The following is a 15672-nucleotide window of genomic DNA, read 5'->3' as shown; positions in this document are numbered from 1 at the left end:
CCGTCCCGCGTCCGACCGGGACGGGACCAGGGTCCGACCGGGACGGGACCAGGCCGGACCTAAGGGAGGGGACCCGGCCGGACCGAAGGCGTCCGGGACCGGCCCGTGCCTGCCGGGCCGACGCCGCGGGCCCGCTCTCCCTGGTTCGACCCACTCGGGTTCGGGCGTGGTTCGGGCGTGCGGGCTCGGCCGCACGGACCGGCAACGTGCCGAAAGAACGCAGCACAGCACGAAGACCGCGGGCGCCGTACGCATGTTCACGTACGGCCCCCGCGGTCATCGGCGTGCGTGTTGTGCAGCCGGCCTCGGCCGTGCGGGGCCTATGCCGACTTGCGGCTGTCCCGGGGATGTACCGCAAGGTTCATCGCCCCGGACCGCAGAACGGCCAGCCGCTCCTCGAGGACCTCTTCGAGTTCCTCGCGGGTCCGCCGCTCCATCAGCATGTCCCAGTGCGTACGCGCGGGCTTGGCCTTCTTCTCCTCAGGGCCGTCGCCGTCCACGAGGAGTGCAGGGGCTCCGCAGACCTTGCACTCCCACTCCGGCGGAATCTCCGCCTCCACCGAGAAGGGCATCTCAAACCGGTGCCCCTTCTCGCATGCGTACTCCACGGCCTGGCGCGGGGCCAGGTCGATGCCGCGGTCCGTCTCGTAGCTGGTCACCACGAGGCGCGTGCCGCGAAGAGCTCGCTCACTCATGAATCGTGCCTCCCGGGCTTGTCGCCCACAGGACAGGTGTCGCTGTCGTCGTCATCCGGTCAACGTCCGGTCGGCGGTAAAGATTCCCGTACCGAGCCCCGTTCCGGGTCGTGGGTCGCCGTCGTAGCCGCAGCCTTGTCAACCAGTGCAGTACCCACCGGCGCCCGGTTTGTCACATCTGAAAGGAGATGTCACCCAGCGTTTCGGCATCTTTGACGCGCAGTAACGGTACGCCTGGCAGGCCAAACGCGTACACTACCGCCCTTTCGTCCTGAGCGCTAAATCTTCTCGGGCACCGGGTTCCCCGCGTCGCCGATCGCACGCCGCACGGGCACCCGCGCCAGCAGCAGGAACCCGATGACGAAGAAGGCCACCAGGGAGACGATCGCGTCCCGGTAACTGCCGGTCAGCTGGTAGGTGAGGCCGAACAGCAGGGGTCCGAGCCAGCTCATGCCGCGGTCGCTCATCTCGTACGCCGAGAAGTACTCGGCCTCCTTGCCGGGCGGGACGAGATGGGAGAAGAGAGAGCGGGAGAGGGCCTGGCTGCCGCCGAGGACCAGGCCGATGGCGCCGGCCAGCAGATAGAACGCCACCGGAGCTCCCGCCGGCAGGAAGTACCCGGCGCCCAGGGTGAGCGTCCACGCCACCAGCGATCCGAGGATCGTCCGCTTGGCGCCGTACGCCCGGGCCAGGCGCCCCATGCCGAGCGCGCCCGCCACGGCGAGCACCTGGACCAGCAGCACCGCCCCGATCAGCGTGGCCTGGCTGAGGCCGAGCTCCTCGGAGCCGTAGACCGAGGCCTGGGAGATCACCGTCTGGATGCCGTCGTTGTAGACCAGATAGGCGAGCAGGAAGGCGAGCGTCAGCGGGTGGCGGCGCATGTCGCGGACCGTCGCTGCGACCTGGCGCAGCCCCGGAGCCGTCGCCTCCCGCACGACGGCCGGCCGGTCGCGCAGCCGCAGCAGCGGGATCACCGTGAAGCCGCCCCACCACAGACCGGCCGAGGCCAGACAGATGCGGACGGCGGCGGACTCCGACACCCCGAAGGAGTCGTGGGCGAGGTAGAGCACCAGGTTCGCGACCAGCACCAGCGAGCCGGCCGCGTAACCGAAGGCCCATCCCCGTGAGGAGACCGCGTCGCGTTCCCCGGGCGGGGCGATCTGCGGCAGATAGGAGTTGTAGAGCATCATCGCCACGGACTGGGCCGCGTTCGCCACGACGAGCAGTGCGCCACCCAGCAGATAGCGGTCGCCGCCGAGGAAGAACATGCAGGCGGTGGCCGCGGCGCCCACATAGGCGGCGGCGCCCAGCAGGGGCTTCTTGCGGCCGGACCGGTCGGCCGCGGCGCCCACGAGGGGCATCACGAGGACGGCGACGATCACGGAAAGGGAGACCGAGTACGCGAAGAAGGAGCCGGCGCTGACCGGGATGCCGAGCGGGTGCACGTACCCGTCGGCGTCGGCGGCCTTCTTTGCGACCGAGGTCAGATACGGGCCCAGGAACACGGTGAGCACGCTCGTCGAGTAGACGGAGCACGCCCAGTCGTAGAAGTACCAGCCGCGCTGCTCGCGCCGCCGCCCGGCGGCCTCGTCGGACGCCGCCGTCCGCACGGTGTCGATGTCCACCCGTGCCCTCGCTTCCCGCTCCCGGAACCCGCGCGCGGGCGTCGGGCCGAGGTCAGACCCAGACGCCCCGGTCCTGCATGACCTTGCGCAACGTGTCGATGTGATCGGTCATGATGCCATCGACCCCCAGGTCGAGGAGCCGGTGCATCCGCTCGGGTTCGTTGATCGTCCACACGTGCACCTGCAGCCCGCGCGCGTGTGCGGCGCGGACGAAGCGACGGTCCACCACCTGGACGCCCGACCGGACCTCGGGCACCTGCGCGGCGACCGCCGACCGGCGCAGCGGCACGGGCACGCCCCAGGACCGCAGCCGCAGGTTGAGCACGCCCCGGGTGCCGTACGACGTCGCGAGGCGCGGACCGGCCAGCCGCTGGGCGCGTACGACGCGGGCCTCGGAGAACGAGCCGACGCAGACGCGGTCCCACGCGTCCGTGCGGGCGAGCAGATCGAGCAGGGGGTGCAGGGCGGGCTCCGCCTTGAGATCGATGTTCCACCGCACCTCGGGGAACGTCTCCAGGAGTTCCTCGAAGAGCGGCACCGGTTCCTCGCCGCCCACGCGCGCGTGGGCCACGTCCGACCACGGGAGGTCGGCGATGCGTCCCGAGCAGTCGGTGACCCGGTCGAGCGTCGCGTCGTGGACGGCGACGAGCCTGCCGTCCCGGGTGGCGTGCACGTCGGTCTCGATATAGCGGTAACCCGCCTCGACCGCGCGCCGGAACTGCGCCACGGTGTTCTCCAGGCCGTCCGCGGCCCCGCCGCGGTGGGCGATCGGGATGGGCAGCGGGTGATCGAGATACGGGTGGCGTCCGGAGCTGGTCACGGACGCAGTATCGCTCCCTGGGGCGCTCCTGCGGCAACGACCGTGCTGCCGGCGGTCGGCACGGGAACGGCGAACGCCCGCAGGAAGAACTGGGCGAGCGGGCCGATCGCGACGGCGTAGAGCACGGTGCCGATGCCGATCGTGCCGCCGAGCGCGAACCCGGTCGCGACGACCACCGCCTCGACCGTCGTCCGCATCAGACGGATCGAGCGCCCGGTGCGCCGGTGCAGTCCCGTCATCAGACCGTCGCGCGGACCGGGGCCGAAGTCGGCCGCGATGTACAGGCCGGTGGCGGCCCCGTTGAGCACGATGGCCGCCGCCATGAGGGGAACGCGCACGGCCAGGGCGTGCGCCTCGGGGACGAGGGCGAGCGTGCCGTCCATCGCGACGCCGATGACCAGGACGTTGGAGATCGTGCCGAGGCCGGGCCGCTGGCGCAGCGGGATCCACAGCAGCAGCACCACCGCGCCGACGACGGTCGTCACGACCCCGATCGTCATCCCCGCGAGTTCGGCCAGGCCCTGATGCAGCACGTTCCAGGGCTCCAGACCGAGACCCGCCTTGACGAGCAGTGCCGAGCTGGCGCCGTAGAGCGCGAGGCCGGCGTACAGCTGGGTCAGCCGTCGCGGCAGTCCTGGCGGCGTCGGACGTCGCCGCATCGGACGCCGGAGAAGCCCTTTGGTCTCCAAGAGGTGCCCCCTGTGGTGTTAGTGGCCTGACTCGTGACACTCTGTGGCTGGGAAGTGCATGTCATCCATGGCCAATTCGGGGAAGGTGGACTGATATCCATGGCGCAGTGGACCTCGGCTGTGGGGGCCGCTCAGCTCGCGCGGCTGCTCAAGTCCCAGCAGGACCGCCCGGCGGGCCCGGGCTCGCGTCGGCCCCCCGCCTATCGGGCCCTCGCGGACGGCGTCCGGCTGCTGGTGCTGGAGGGCCGCGTGCCGGTCGCCGCACGCCTGCCCGCCGAACGGGAACTGGCCCTGGCCCTGTCCGTGAGTCGTACGACCGTCGCCGCCGCCTACGAGGCGTTGCGCGCGGAGGGGTTCCTGGAGTCCCGGCGCGGCGCCGGCAGCTGGACGGCCGTCCCGGCGGGCAACCCGGTCCCGGCCCGCGGCCTGGAACCGCTGCCGCCCGAGGCCCTGGGCTCGATCATCGACCTGGGCTGCGCGGCCCTGCCCGCGCCCGAGCCGTGGCTCACCCGCGCCGTGCAGGGCGCGCTGGAGGAACTTCCCCCGTACGCCCACACGCACGGCGACTACCCGGCGGGCCTGCCCGCGCTGCGGACCATGATCGCCGAGCGGTACACCGCGCGCGGGATTCCCACGATGCCCGAGCAGATCATGGTCACGACGGGTGCGATGGGGGCCATCGACGCCATCTGTCACCTCTTCGGCGGGCGCGGGGAGCGCATCGCCGTCGAGTCGCCCTCCTACGCCAACATCCTTCAGCTGATGCGCGAGGCGGGCGCCCGTCTGGTGCCGGTCGCCATGGCGGACGGACTGGCCGGGTGGGACATGGACCGCTGGCGCCAGGTGCTGAGGGACGCCGCGCCGCGCATCGCGTACGTCGTCGCCGACTTCCACAACCCGACGGGCGCGCTCGCCGACGAGGACCAGCGGCGCCGGCTCGTGGAGGCCGCCCGGTCCGCCGGGACGGTCCTCGTGGCCGACGAGACCATGAGCGAACTGTGGCTCGACGACGACGTCGAGATGCCGCGGCCGGTGTGCGGCTTCGACCCCGCGGGATCGACCGTGATCACGGTCGGGTCCGCGAGCAAGGCGTTCTGGGCCGGGATGCGCATCGGCTGGGTGCGGGCCGCCCCCGACGTCGTCCGCAGTCTCGTCGCGGCCCGCGCCTACGCCGACCTGGGCACGCCGGTGCTCGAGCAGCTGGCGGTGAACTGGCTGTTCAGCACCGGAGGCTGGGAGCAGGCGGTGGAGCTGCGGCGCAGCCAGGCCCGGGGGAACCGGGACGACCTGGTGGCCGCGCTGCGCCGCGAGCTGCCGGACTGGGAGTACACGGTGCCCAAGGGCGGGCTGACGCTCTGGGTGCGAGCCGGGGGCCTCTCCGGATCGAGGCTCGCCGAGGCGGGGGAGCGGGTCGGCCTGCGGGTGCCGTCGGGGCCCCGCTTCGGCGTCGACGGCGCCTTCGAGGGGTATGTACGGCTGCCGTTCACCGTGGGAGGCGCGGTGGCGGAGGAGGCGGCCGCCCGCCTGGCCGCCGCCGCACGGATCGTGCGGAGCGGGGGGACGGCGGGCGGCGAGGGTCCGCGCACGTTCGTGGCGTAGGACGCAGGGCGTGGCGCGTGGGGGTGTGAGGGCGTGGGGCGTGTCCGGCCGGCTGGGAGCCGTGCGGTCGGGCGCGCGGCCTCTACTCGGCGACCGCCGCTTCGGCGACGGCGGTCTCCGGTGCCGCGGTCGATGACGATGACGATGACGATGCAGTGTCCCGGAGGACCGTCTGCGGGAGGGCGGACTGCGGGAGGCCTGTCTGTGGGACGGCGGTCCGGGGGTCCGTGGTCGGTGCGGTGGCGGTCTTGGTGACCACGACCTTCGCGACGGGGGCCTCGACCGGCGCCGGCGACGGTTCGGTGCCTGCGGGCGCGGAGCGCGGCGGCAGCAGGTCGAGCACGGCCTGCCGGTGCGCGTCGCTCGTCGCGTCGTCGTACGGGTCGGGTGTGGCCGGGACCTGGAGCCGGTGCACCGACCCCGAGCCCAGCCGGGCGTAGCCCCGCCCGGACGGCACGTCGTCGACGGGGGTGGTGTGCGGGGGAGCGCCGAGGACCGTCTCCAGCTGCTCCCTCGACGCCGGGCCGAGCACGACACGCGCGCGTGTGTGCTGTCGTACCGCTTCGCTCAGGGAGTCCAGAGCGTCGAACTGTTCGGCCACGACGACCGTGACGGCGGCCGCGCGGCCGTGCCGGAGGGGAAGCTGCAGCAGGGACTGCGGATCCCGGTGGCCCTCCGCCTCGGCCAGATGGGTGAAGGCGGTGGGCCGGTCGAGGACGATCCACAGCGGGCGCCTCGTGTCCTCCGGCGCCGGTTCTCCGGCCTGCCGGGCGCTGTTGGCGGCGATGAGACGGCGCTCCGTCTCGCCCGCCGCCCACTCCAGGCCGGCCAGCGCCCCGGAGAGGCCGACCTCGACGCCCAGGACGCCGTCCCGGCCGGCCAGGCAGGCGTACTCACCGGTGCCGCCGCCCTCGACGATGAGCACGTCACCGTGCTGGAGGGCCTGCAGCGCGATGGAGCGCAGCAGTGTCGACGTGCCGCCGCCGGGGCGGCCCACCGCCAGCAGGTGCGGCTCGGTGGAGCGGATGCCGGTGCGCCAGACCACCGGCGGGACGTCGCGCCGGTCCTCGCCGAACGCGAGAGGCAGCGTGCGCTGGACCCCGGCGGGGTCGGTGAAGCCCAGAACCGTCTCACCCGGGGCGGTGACGAAGCGCTGGGCCGAGATGTCGGCGGGGAGGGGGGACAGCACGCTGAGCGTCAGTTCGTTGCCCTCTTCGTCCCAGACGAAGAGGTACTCCCGGCCGCGGCCCGACTTCGCGGCGAGCAGCTGCTCGATCCGCGCGCGCGGGCCGGGTTCGCCGTCCGGGAAGTACGCCGGATAGCGGATCACGAGATGGGCGACGCGGCCCGAGTCGTCGAACTCCTGCGTGGGGAAGGCCTGCTCCCAGTCGCCGCCGTGGGCGTACAGGGGAGCGGGGTCGTCGGCCGTCGAGAAGTACGGGACCAGGGCCTCGTACAGCACTTGGAGTCGCTGGATCTGCGACTCGTCGGGGCCTTCGGGAGCCTGGGTGCGGTCCCTGCCCTGCCAGGCCGCCGCTGCCGCCAGGGTGATGGCGGCGAGGAGCGGGCCGTACGGCACGAGTACGACGACCAGGATCACCGAGGCCGCCAGGAACAGCAGCGGCCCGCGTTTGTCCTTGGGCGTCTCGGCCCACCTGCGCCGCCCGGCCGAGGCCAGCCGGCGCAGTCCGCGGGTGATCGTGATCAGCGGATGGAGGACGTCGGTGGCGCTGTCGGCTGCCGTCCGGGCCAGCTCCCTGCTCCGGGCGATCTGTGCGCTGCCTGTGCTCAGGATGCGGGGGAGGGGGCGCCGGGCCACTTCTGTCTCCTGGTGGTGCGTACGGACGGGACGTGCGGCGTCAGAACTTGATGCCGCCGAGGAGGCTGGCCAGACTCTCGCCGCCGGCCATGATGCTCGGGGCGATGGCCGTGCTGGACATGTAGAAGCCGAAGAGGGCCGAGACCACGGCGTGCGACGCCTTGAGCCCGTCCTTTCGGAAGAAGAGGAAGACGATGATTCCGAGCAGGACCACGCCTGACATGGACAGGATCATTTGGGCTCTCCTGGTTCGCGGGGACAGTCACCATGAGTACTTCCAGGATCACAGGATGTATCCATACGACAAAAGGTGCAACTGAGTGAAAAGCGGGTCTTTTCCCTCGGTCGGTGGAAGGTGCGCAGGGCTGCCTGAGCAGGAGAATCGCGTCGAACGGGGCTGTTCGTGAGCTTCGCAGCCCGCGCGTCCGGCCATGTTTGCGACGAGCCAGTACGCTGACGATTCACCTGAACGGTTGTAGCGAGAGGCGGACCGGCCGATGACTGAAGCCCCCGACCCGGAGGTCGTGGAGCTGGCGACCAAGATCTTCGATCTGGCCCGCCAGGGTCAGACCGAGGAGCTCGTGGCGTACGTCGACGCGGGTGTTCCGGCCAACCTCACCAACGACCGGGGGGACTCCCTCGTGATGCTGGCCGCGTATCACGGGCACGCCGACGCGGTCCGGGCCCTCCTGGCCCGCGGCGCCGAGGCCGACCGGATCAACGACCGAGGCCAGACCCCGCTCGCGGGGGCTGCCTTCAAGGGTGAGACGAATGTGATCAAGGCATTGCTGGAGGCCGGCGCCGACCCCTCCCAGGGCACGCCGTCGGCCGTCGACACAGCCCGCATGTTCGGCAGAACGGAGCTGCTGGACCTGTTCGGCGCGAAGTGAGCCGACAGTCCCGAGCAGGTCAAGGGAATTTCCCGACCAGGTAAATCGACGACCACGGGGGAGGCGGTACAAGGCCGCCGGAAATTTCGGTCGCGGCAGGTAGAAGAGCCGGGTCATCATGACGTCGTGATTCACGGACGCGATGGCTGGGCAGGTGTTGCCGCACCGCGCGGGCCGTGACGCGGTCCGCATGGGCCACCGACGAGAGGCAGAGGAAAATGGTCTACAGCAAGCAGGAAACGGCGGGCGCCCCGACGCGTTGTCACGCGGCCAGGTAATGCACGTCCCCGGTTGCGTCGACGCTTGATGTGAGGCTGTTTCCCATGTTCGATCCGGTCATAGCGCCCAGCGGTACGCTGCTCGGCCTGCTCCAGAGAGGCCGCGGCGACGGCACGCTGCACGCGCTCACCGCTCCGCGAGCCGAGGCGCTCGCGGCGCTGAACCACTGTGTCCTGCGGGATCCCCGTCACGACTGGCAGGTGGAGAACCGCTCCCTTTACTACGCCCGTCTCTACCTCGACCTGCACGGCGAGCTGGACGAGATCGAGGCCCACCTCTTCGACGTCGAGGACGTCTTCGACGGCGAGGAGTCGCGCACGGGCCTGGCCCTGGCCGTCCTCGGCCACCTCGCCTCCTACGGCCGGCGGGACGCCCTCGACCTGCTGCGCAGGTACGCCGCCTCGGGCGCCAACTGGGCCTGGGCCCTGGACGAACTCGCCCTGCGGGACGACGACGCCGGCCTGCGCGCCCTGGCCGTGCCCGTGCTGGCACGGTTCGCCACCGACGCCGAGGGCGAGGCCGAACTCGCCGCGGTCGTACGGGACGCCTTCGAGCCACGGCCCTGGCGGTTGTGGGCCGAGGATCCCCGGGACTACGTCTCCACGCGGGTGCGTGCCGCCCACGAGGCCGGCTGCTTCGACCGCTGGCAACGGCAGATGAGTCCCAGCGGGCCCCGCCCCGGCTGGAGTGTCCAAGCCGTGTTCGAGTGGGCCCAGCAGGGCGTCGAACGCGGAGCCGCGCTCCATGTCCCCGCCGCCCGCTGCCTCTCCGCCGTGGCCGGTCCCGAGGACCGCCCCGAGATCGTCCAGGCGGCCAAGGACGGCGACGAGGGGGCGCGCTGTACGGCCCTGCGCTACCTCGCCGACTGCAATGATCCCGACGCCCTGGCCCTCGTCGAACAGGCCGTCGCCACCGGCCCCGTCGCCGTGGTGGAGGCCGCCGTCGACGCCTTCGAACGGATGCGCAGTGTCGCCGCCGTCGACCGGGCGCGCGGCTGGGTCCACCGGCCCGACGCCCTCGGCGCCGCCGCCGGCCGCATGCTGGCCTGCAGGGGCGGCGTCCAGGATCGTGACCTGGTCCTCGGCGCCCTGCGCGAGGCCGTGCGCGGCGAGGGCTGCGACGCCCCCAGCCTGTGGACCCTCGTCGACGGCGCCGGACGTCTCGGCATCGCCTGCGCGGCGCCCGTGCTGCGCCACATCTACCGCGAGACGGCCTCCTCCCATCTGCGCGGGCGCTGCGCCCGCGCACTCGCCGCCACCGACCCCTCCTACGCCACCGGGTTCGCCGTCGAATGCCTGTGGGACTGCGAGGAGGGCACCCGCGAGATCGCCGCCCGGCACGCCGAGACCGGTGACACCCGGGTCGTGGAGCGCCTGCGCCGGCTGGCCGCCGACCCGGCCGAGGAGGCCGAGGTCCAGACGGCCGTACGCAGCCGGATCGGCCCGGACGCGACGTCCGCCATGTGAACGCAGGGCAGGCCGCCGCCCGATGCGCGTCCGGCGGCGGCCACCGGGAAAGGGACGCGAGCGCGTCTGCCGCGCCGAGGCGGCAGGCGGGGGCCGGCCCACCGGCCTGCGGGCCTTCCTGGCCGCCCGCCTCCTGGTCACTCGGACGCCTCTGGGGCGGGCGTGAGACGCGCGCAGCATCGCAACGGATGTGCGCGCACAGGCGCACAGGCGCCATGTGCGGCACGCGCACAGGTACGCGGTATTCGCGCCTGCAGGCCGGCCCTGGTCGGTGGGGTCGTGAGCGGCCTGGCGCAGTGGATGATCGTCGACGCTGTCGCCCCGTCGCAACAGCTCGGTCGCCGAGGCCGGCGGCGCCGAAGCGGTCGCCCCGGCGTCGCGGGGCCCGCCCGAGCAGCAGGATCGCCCCGAACGGACCTTCGTCGCCTCTCCGACGTCGTGGCGCCCTGCCGCGTCACCTTCGCCGTACGGCCACGAAGCGGACAGGGGTGCCCGGCGCGGCCTGGGCGGCGGCCGCGAGGTCGGCCGTCCGGACGACGCCGATCACCGGGTAGCCGCCGGTAGTCGGATGGTCGGCCAGGAAGACCACCGGCCGGCCGGCGGGCGGCACCTGAACGGCGCCCAGGACCATGCCCTCACTGGCCAGCTCCCCGGCCCGGGCCCGCTCCAGGACGGGCCCCTCGGTGCGCAGGCCGATGCGGTTGCTCGCCGAGGACACATGGAAGGTGCGGGCGGTGAAGGCGCGCAGCGCGTCCGGGGTGAACCAGTCGGCGCGGGGGCCGAGCGTCACCCGCAGGACGAGTTCGGCCGGGGGCGCCGGCTGCGGGGCGACGTCCACGCGCGCGTGCGGGGTGCGTTCGCGCCCCAGGGGCAGCACCGTGCCGTCCGTGAGCGGCGTGGGCCCGAGGCCCGAGAGCAGGTCCGTCGACCGGCTGCCGAGGACCGCTTCGACGACGATGCCGCCGGTCACCGCCACATAGGCGCGCACTCCGCGGATCGCCGGCCCGACGTCCAGCACCGCACCGGCAGGCACCCGCACGGGCGCCCCCCAGGCGGCGGGACGGCCCCCCACGGTGACCCGGCACGGGGCCCCGCCGACCGCGATCGTCACGTCGGAACGCGGCGCGAGGGCGCAGCCGGTCAGCGTGGTCTCCAGGACGGCCGCGTCGGGCGGATTGCCCACCAGCCGGTTGACCAGGGCCGCAGCAGGCGCGTCGAGCGCACCGGAACGCGGCACGCCGAGATGCGCATGCCCGGGCCTGCCCCGATCTTGAACGGTGGTCAGCGCCCCGGCGCGGACGACGGACACCGCACGGTCGCTCATGACTCGTCCTCCGGCACGAAACGCACCCGCGTGCCCGGCGACAGCAGCGCGGCCGGCACGCGTGTGTGGTCCCACAGCACCACATCGGTGGTGCCGATGAGCTGCCAGCCGCCCGGCGACGCCCGGGGGTACACGCCGGTGTACGGCCCCGCCAGCGCCACGGACCCGGCCGGCACCGCGGTCCGCGGGGTCGCCCTGCGGGGGACGTCGTAGCGCGCGGGCAGCCCCGTCAGATACCCGAAGCCGGGCGCGAAGCCGCAGAACGCCACCCGGAACTCGGCGGCCGCGTGGATACCGGCGACCTCCCGCTCCGGGACGCCCCACCGGGCGGCTACCTCGGCCAGGTCCGGGCCGTCGTAGCGGGTGGGGATCTCCACGACCGCCTGTTCCCGCGCGGGGACAGGCGGCACCTCAGCGGCGGCGAGCTCGGACGCCACCCGGCCGGGGTCGGCCAGGCCGTCCAGGAGGACGGTACGAGCCGCAGGGACGATCTCGCGGGCGCGGAGCAGGCCCGCCGCGCGCCGACGCACGAGCTCGGCGTGCAGGGCCTCGGCCTCCGCCCCCGACGCCACCTCGACCAGCAGGGCGTCGTCGCCGACGGGCAGGATGCGGATGCTCATGCGAAGGCCTCCACCCGCACGCCCGACTCCTCGAGCCCGCGCCGCACCCGCCGGGCCAGGTCCACCGCACCCGGCGTGTCCCCGTGCAGGCACAGGGAACGCGCGCGGACGTCGATCTCGGTCCCCGCCTCGGAGGCGACCCGGCCGGCGCGGGCCAGGCTCACCGACCGCGCGACGACGGCGTCCGGGTCGGTGACCACGGCCCCGGCCCGCCCACGCGGCACGAGCGTGCCCCGCTCGGTGTACGCGCGGTCGGCGAAGGCCTCCGGGACGGCCGGCAGCCCCGCCGTGCGAGCCAGCTCCAGCAGCCGGGAGCCGGGCAGCCCGAGGACGGGCAGCGCGGCGTCGGCGAGCAGCACTCCCTCGACCACCGCACCGGCCTGTTCCTCGTCGTGCACGACCCGGTTGTACAGCGCGCCGTGCGGTTTCACGTACGCCACCCGCGCGCCCGCGGCCCGGGCGAACACCTCGAGGGCGCCGATCTGGTACGCCACCTCGGCTGCCAGTTCGGCGGCCGGCACGTCCATCGCGCGCCGCCCGAAACCGGCCAGGTCCCGGTAGGAGACCTGGGCGCCGATCGTGACGCCCCGCTCGACGGCCAGTGCACACACCCGCCGCATGGTGACCGCGTCCCCGGCGTGGAAGCCGCAGGCCACGTTGGCGCTGGTGACGACGGACAGAAGCCGCTCGTCGTCGGTCAGCTGCCAGCGGCCGAAGCCCTCGCCGAGGTCGGCGTTCAAGTCGATCGCGGTCATCGCGGTCATGATTCCTTCGTACCTCCTTCTCAGGCCACGCGGTACTGCTCGTCGCGGGCGTCGGTGAGGAACATCTGTCCCGGGGCGTGGGTGAGGGCGAACGGCGGGCGCGACGCCGTCACCACGGCCTGCGGAGTGACGCCGCAGGCCCAGAACACCGGGATGTCGTCCGGCTCGGCGTCCACCGGGTCGCCGAAGTCGGGGCGGCCGAGGTCGACGATGCCCAGTCCCGAAGGATCGCCGCAGTGCACGGGTCCGCCGTGCACCGCCGGGAGCAGACTGCTCTCCCGGATCGCCGTCGCCAGGTGCCGCGGCGGCACCGGCCGCATGGACACCACCAGGGGCCCGTGCAGCCGTCCCGCCGGGCGGCACTCACGACTCGTCACGTACATCGGAACGTTCCGCCCCTGCTCGACGTGCCGGATCGGGACGCCCGCCCCGGACAGGGCCCACTCGAAGGTGAAGCTGCACCCGATCACGAACGACACCAGGTCGTCGCGCCAGTACGCGCGCACGTCCGTCGGCTCGTCGACGAGCTCCCCGTCCTCCCACACCCGGTAGCGCGGCAGGTCGGTGCGCAGGTCCGCGCCCTCGGCGAGGACGGTCGTCCAGGAGCCGGCGTCCGTGACGTCGAGGACGGGACAGGGCTTCGGGTTGCGCTGGCAGAACAGGAGCATGTCGTACGCCCAGTCCGCCGGCACCGAGATCAGGTTGGCCTGGGTGTGCCCGGCCGCGACCCCGGCCGTGGGGCCCGCCAGGCCCGCCCGGAAGCGGGCCCTGGCCGCGGCGGGGCTCCACGCGTGCGCGTGCTCCTCGGTGAGAGCGACGGGGCGGTCCGCGCTGCTCGGCGGACGGTGCTCCCGCGTGAGGGTCGGTCGGATCATTCCAGTTCCTTTCCGCGCGTCTCCGGAAGCCCCAGCAGTGCCAGGGCGGCGATGGCGTATCCGATCGCGCCGAAGACCAGCGCGCCGCCCACGCCCCAGCTGTCGGCCAGGAACCCGACCGTCGTGGGGAAGACGGCGCCCACGGCGCGGCCGGTGTTGTAGGTGAAACCCTGACCCGTGCCGCGCAGGGCGGTCGGATACAGCTCGCTCAGATACGACCCGAAGCCGCTGAAGATCGCCGACATGCAGAACCCGAGCGGGAAGCCGAGCACGAGCAGCAGGGTGTCCGCGCCGCTCGGGATGTTCGCGTACGCCAGGATGCACACCGCCGACAGCAGGGCGAACAGCCAGATGTTGCGGCGCCGGCCCAGCCGGTCGGTGAGGTATCCGCCGGTCAGGTAGCCGAGGAAGGCGCCGGTGATCAGGAACGTCAGATAGCCGCCGGTGCCGACCACCGACAGGCCGCGCTCCGACTTCAGGTAGGTCGGCACCCAGGTCGCCAGGGTGTAGTAGCCACCCTGCACGCCGGTCGAGAGCAGTCCCGCGAACAGCGTCGTCCGCAGCAGCGGCCCCCGGAAGATCGCCGGGAACGAGCCCCTGTCGGCGCTCCGCGCGCGGGCGGCCTCGGCCTGCGGCGCGTCCTTCACCCGGCGCCGCATCCACACCACGAGCAGAGCGGGCAGCGCGCCCGTCCAGAACATGATGCGCCAGGCCATGTCGTCGCCGAAGAACGAGAAGACGAGCGTGTAAGCCAGTGCCGCGAGGCCCCAGCCGACGGCCCAGGAGCTCTGGATCGCGCCTAGGGTGCGGCCCCGGTGCTTCGCGCTCGCGTACTCGGCGACCAGGATCGCGCCGACCGCCCACTCGCCGCCGAAGCCGAGCCCCTGCAGGGAGCGGAAGACCAGCAGCGTCTCGTAGCTGGGCGCGAAGCCGCAGGCGACGGTGAAGACGGCGTAGGTGATCACCGTGATCATCAGTGCCCTGACCCGGCCGATCCGGTCGGCCAGGACGCCCGCAACGGCGCCGCCGACGGCGGAGGCGACCAGCGTGACGGTGGTGAACAGTCCGGTCTGGGCGCTGTCCAGACCGAAGTACGCCGCCAGCGCCACCATGCTCAGCGGCAGGGTGAAGTAGTCGTAGGAGTCGAGGGCGTAGCCGCCGAACGCGCCGGCGAAGGCGCGCCGGCCGCGCGGTCCGAGCGCGCGAAGCCAGGCGAACGCCCCGTTGTCAGGGGTGTGTTCGGCGGTGGTGTCGAGGGTGTCGGCGGCTGGGACCGGTGAGGGAGGAGTCGTGCTCATGGGCACCTCGCTGAGGGATGACGGACGGTGCTGAGAGGTGAGCCGTGCCGTGCGTGAGGCGGGTCGCCGCGGTGGGGACGGGCGGCGCCATGAATCGAAGGTAGAGGATCGTTGAACGATCCTTCAATACCCCTGTTGTCACGTTCCTCTGTCTGCGATTGAATTCCGGGCATGGCAGAGCAGCTGGCCCCACTGGCCGACGACCGCGCCCTCCTGGGCCGCACGAGCACGGCCGAGCGGGTGTCGGACATCCTCAGGAGCCGCATCGCCGAGGGCTACTTCCCGCCGGGCACACGGCTCTCGGAGGACAGCATCGGCGGGGCGCTGGGGGTCTCCCGCAACACGCTGCGCGAGGCGTTCCGGCTGCTCACCCATGAGCGCCTGCTCGTCCACGAGCTGAACCGGGGGGTGTTCGTCCGGGTCCTGACCGTGCAGGACGTCGAGGACATCTACCGCACCCGCGCCCTCGTCGAGTGCGCCGTCGTCCGGGGGCTGGGCGAGCCCCCGTACGCGCTGGACGCCCTGCGGGCTGCGGTCACCGAAGGGCAGCTGGCGACCCTCGAGAACGACTGGAAGGGACTGGGCACCGCCAACTTCCACTTCCACCGGGAACTGGTGGCCCTGGCCGAGAGCGCGCGCACCGACGAGCTGATGCGCAGCGTCTTCGCCGAGCTGCGCCTCGCCTTCCACCTCGTCGAGGACCCGCGCCGGCTGCACGAGCCCTACCTCCAGCGCAACCGCCAGATCCTCCAGGCCCTCGAGGCCGGCGACAGGGCCGAGGCGGAGAGACTGCTCGAGGTGTACCTCGCCGACTCGCTCGAGCGGGTGGTCGAGGTCTACCGGCGGCGGGTGAGCGAGGAGCCCCCGCACGACGACCGGGGCCCTCTCGCGGCTCCGTGACGACGGTCG

At 73.0% G+C, this 15672-nt stretch carries 15 protein-coding genes; 4 read left to right on the top strand and 11 right to left on the bottom strand.

The window, feature by feature from the left end; translation table 11 throughout:
• Positions 1–320: 320 nt before the first annotated feature.
• From ACN6LD_RS15895 to yczE, 4 genes are all read right to left on the bottom strand, one after another.
• The gene (locus ACN6LD_RS15895; protein WP_020128921.1) at positions 321–695 is read right to left on the bottom strand and encodes an RNA polymerase-binding protein RbpA; all 375 of its coding nucleotides are present in this window, start codon (positions 693–695) and stop codon (positions 321–323) included.
• Positions 696–973: 278 nt separating this feature from the next.
• Positions 974–2320, bottom strand: a complete 1347-nt coding sequence (locus tag ACN6LD_RS15890; protein ID WP_445043505.1) for an MFS transporter — start codon at positions 2318–2320, stop codon at positions 974–976.
• A gap of 52 nt (positions 2321–2372) precedes the next feature.
• A complete protein-coding gene (locus ACN6LD_RS15885) occupies positions 2373–3140 on the bottom strand; it encodes a glycerophosphodiester phosphodiesterase (RefSeq protein WP_319190928.1) in 768 nt (255 codons plus the stop codon).
• Positions 3137–3799, bottom strand: a complete 663-nt coding sequence (gene yczE, locus ACN6LD_RS15880; protein ID WP_319190926.1) for a membrane protein YczE — start codon at positions 3797–3799, stop codon at positions 3137–3139. Before yczE ends, ACN6LD_RS15885 begins: the two co-directional genes overlap by 4 nt.
• A 129-nt stretch (positions 3800–3928) precedes the next feature.
• On the opposite strand from yczE, the gene ACN6LD_RS15875 reads away from it, so the two are divergent.
• A complete protein-coding gene (locus ACN6LD_RS15875; RefSeq protein WP_319190924.1) occupies positions 3929–5428 on the top strand; it encodes an SCO1417 family PLP biosynthesis transcription factor in 1500 nt (499 codons plus the stop codon).
• An 82-nt stretch (positions 5429–5510) separates the two neighbouring features.
• Here ACN6LD_RS15875 and ACN6LD_RS15870 read toward each other — a convergent pair whose 3' ends face one another.
• Positions 5511–7247: a hypothetical protein gene (locus ACN6LD_RS15870; RefSeq protein ID WP_445043504.1), complete on the bottom strand. Its 1737-nt coding sequence runs from the start codon at positions 7245–7247 to the stop codon at positions 5511–5513.
• A gap of 40 nt (positions 7248–7287) precedes the next feature.
• Positions 7288–7482 carry a hypothetical protein gene (locus ACN6LD_RS15865; RefSeq protein WP_107445054.1) on the bottom strand — a complete coding sequence of 65 codons (195 nt, stop codon included), beginning with the start codon at positions 7480–7482 and terminating at the stop codon, positions 7288–7290.
• Positions 7483–7744: 262 nt separating this feature from the next.
• On the opposite strand from ACN6LD_RS15865, the gene ACN6LD_RS15860 reads away from it, so the two are divergent.
• Both ACN6LD_RS15860 and ACN6LD_RS15855 read left to right on the top strand, forming a co-directional pair.
• On the top strand, positions 7745–8137 hold the full coding sequence (locus ACN6LD_RS15860; RefSeq protein WP_319190920.1) for an ankyrin repeat domain-containing protein: 393 nt from the start codon (positions 7745–7747) through the stop codon (positions 8135–8137).
• A 323-nt stretch (positions 8138–8460) separates the two neighbouring features.
• A complete protein-coding gene (locus tag ACN6LD_RS15855; protein WP_445043503.1) occupies positions 8461–9882 on the top strand; it encodes a HEAT repeat domain-containing protein in 1422 nt (473 codons plus the stop codon).
• Positions 9883–10336: 454 nt separating this feature from the next.
• Here ACN6LD_RS15855 and ACN6LD_RS15850 read toward each other — a convergent pair whose 3' ends face one another.
• From ACN6LD_RS15850 to ACN6LD_RS15830, 5 genes are read right to left on the bottom strand one after another with little or no spacing between them, the layout of a single operon-like run.
• Positions 10337–11206, bottom strand: coding sequence for a biotin-dependent carboxyltransferase family protein (locus ACN6LD_RS15850; protein WP_445043502.1), 870 nt, complete (start codon positions 11204–11206; stop codon positions 10337–10339).
• A complete protein-coding gene (locus ACN6LD_RS15845; protein WP_445043517.1) occupies positions 11203–11820 on the bottom strand; it encodes a 5-oxoprolinase subunit B family protein in 618 nt (205 codons plus the stop codon). Before ACN6LD_RS15845 ends, ACN6LD_RS15850 begins: the two co-directional genes overlap by 4 nt.
• 2 nt (positions 11821–11822) lie before the next feature.
• Positions 11823–12581 carry a LamB/YcsF family protein gene (locus tag ACN6LD_RS15840; protein ID WP_319190951.1) on the bottom strand — a complete coding sequence of 253 codons (759 nt, stop codon included), beginning with the start codon at positions 12579–12581 and terminating at the stop codon, positions 11823–11825.
• Positions 12582–12610: 29 nt separating this feature from the next.
• Positions 12611–13465 (bottom strand): putative hydro-lyase, encoded by an 855-nt coding sequence (locus tag ACN6LD_RS15835; protein ID WP_319190914.1) that lies wholly within the window; start codon positions 13463–13465, stop codon positions 12611–12613.
• A complete protein-coding gene (locus ACN6LD_RS15830; protein WP_319190912.1) occupies positions 13462–14763 on the bottom strand; it encodes an MFS transporter in 1302 nt (433 codons plus the stop codon). Before ACN6LD_RS15830 ends, ACN6LD_RS15835 begins: the two co-directional genes overlap by 4 nt.
• Positions 14764–14934: 171 nt before the next feature.
• Between ACN6LD_RS15830 and ACN6LD_RS15825 the strand changes: the two genes are divergently transcribed.
• The gene (locus ACN6LD_RS15825; RefSeq protein WP_319190911.1) at positions 14935–15663 is read left to right on the top strand and encodes a GntR family transcriptional regulator; all 729 of its coding nucleotides are present in this window, start codon (positions 14935–14937) and stop codon (positions 15661–15663) included.
• Positions 15664–15672 lie beyond the last annotated feature (9 nt).

It is taken from the genome of Streptomyces sp. SAS_272 (genome assembly GCF_052543235.1).
Note: the sequence above shows the minus strand (reverse complement) of the source record. Positions and strands in the feature narration are given on the sequence as shown.

What these genes read in the sequence shown, in the direction of transcription:
- ACN6LD_RS15875 (WP_319190924.1), top strand. Translation starts at nt 3,929, where the DNA reads ATGGCGCAGTGGACCTCGGCTGTGGGGGCCGCTCAGCTCGCGCGGCTG.
- yczE (WP_319190926.1), bottom strand. Translation starts at nt 3,799, where the DNA reads ATGCGGCGACGTCCGACGCCGCCAGGACTGCCGCGACGGCTGACCCAG.
- ACN6LD_RS15835 (WP_319190914.1), bottom strand. Translation starts at nt 13,465, where the DNA reads ATGATCCGACCGACCCTCACGCGGGAGCACCGTCCGCCGAGCAGCGCG.
- ACN6LD_RS15830 (WP_319190912.1), bottom strand. Translation starts at nt 14,763, where the DNA reads ATGAGCACGACTCCTCCCTCACCGGTCCCAGCCGCCGACACCCTCGAC.
- ACN6LD_RS15840 (WP_319190951.1), bottom strand. Translation starts at nt 12,581, where the DNA reads ATGACCGCGATCGACTTGAACGCCGACCTCGGCGAGGGCTTCGGCCGC.
- ACN6LD_RS15825 (WP_319190911.1), top strand. Translation starts at nt 14,935, where the DNA reads ATGGCAGAGCAGCTGGCCCCACTGGCCGACGACCGCGCCCTCCTGGGC.
- ACN6LD_RS15850 (WP_445043502.1), bottom strand. Translation starts at nt 11,206, where the DNA reads ATGAGCGACCGTGCGGTGTCCGTCGTCCGCGCCGGGGCGCTGACCACC.
- ACN6LD_RS15895 (WP_020128921.1), bottom strand. Translation starts at nt 695, where the DNA reads ATGAGTGAGCGAGCTCTTCGCGGCACGCGCCTCGTGGTGACCAGCTAC.
- ACN6LD_RS15855 (WP_445043503.1), top strand. Translation starts at nt 8,461, where the DNA reads ATGTTCGATCCGGTCATAGCGCCCAGCGGTACGCTGCTCGGCCTGCTC.
- ACN6LD_RS15865 (WP_107445054.1), bottom strand. Translation starts at nt 7,482, where the DNA reads ATGATCCTGTCCATGTCAGGCGTGGTCCTGCTCGGAATCATCGTCTTC.
- ACN6LD_RS15860 (WP_319190920.1), top strand. Translation starts at nt 7,745, where the DNA reads ATGACTGAAGCCCCCGACCCGGAGGTCGTGGAGCTGGCGACCAAGATC.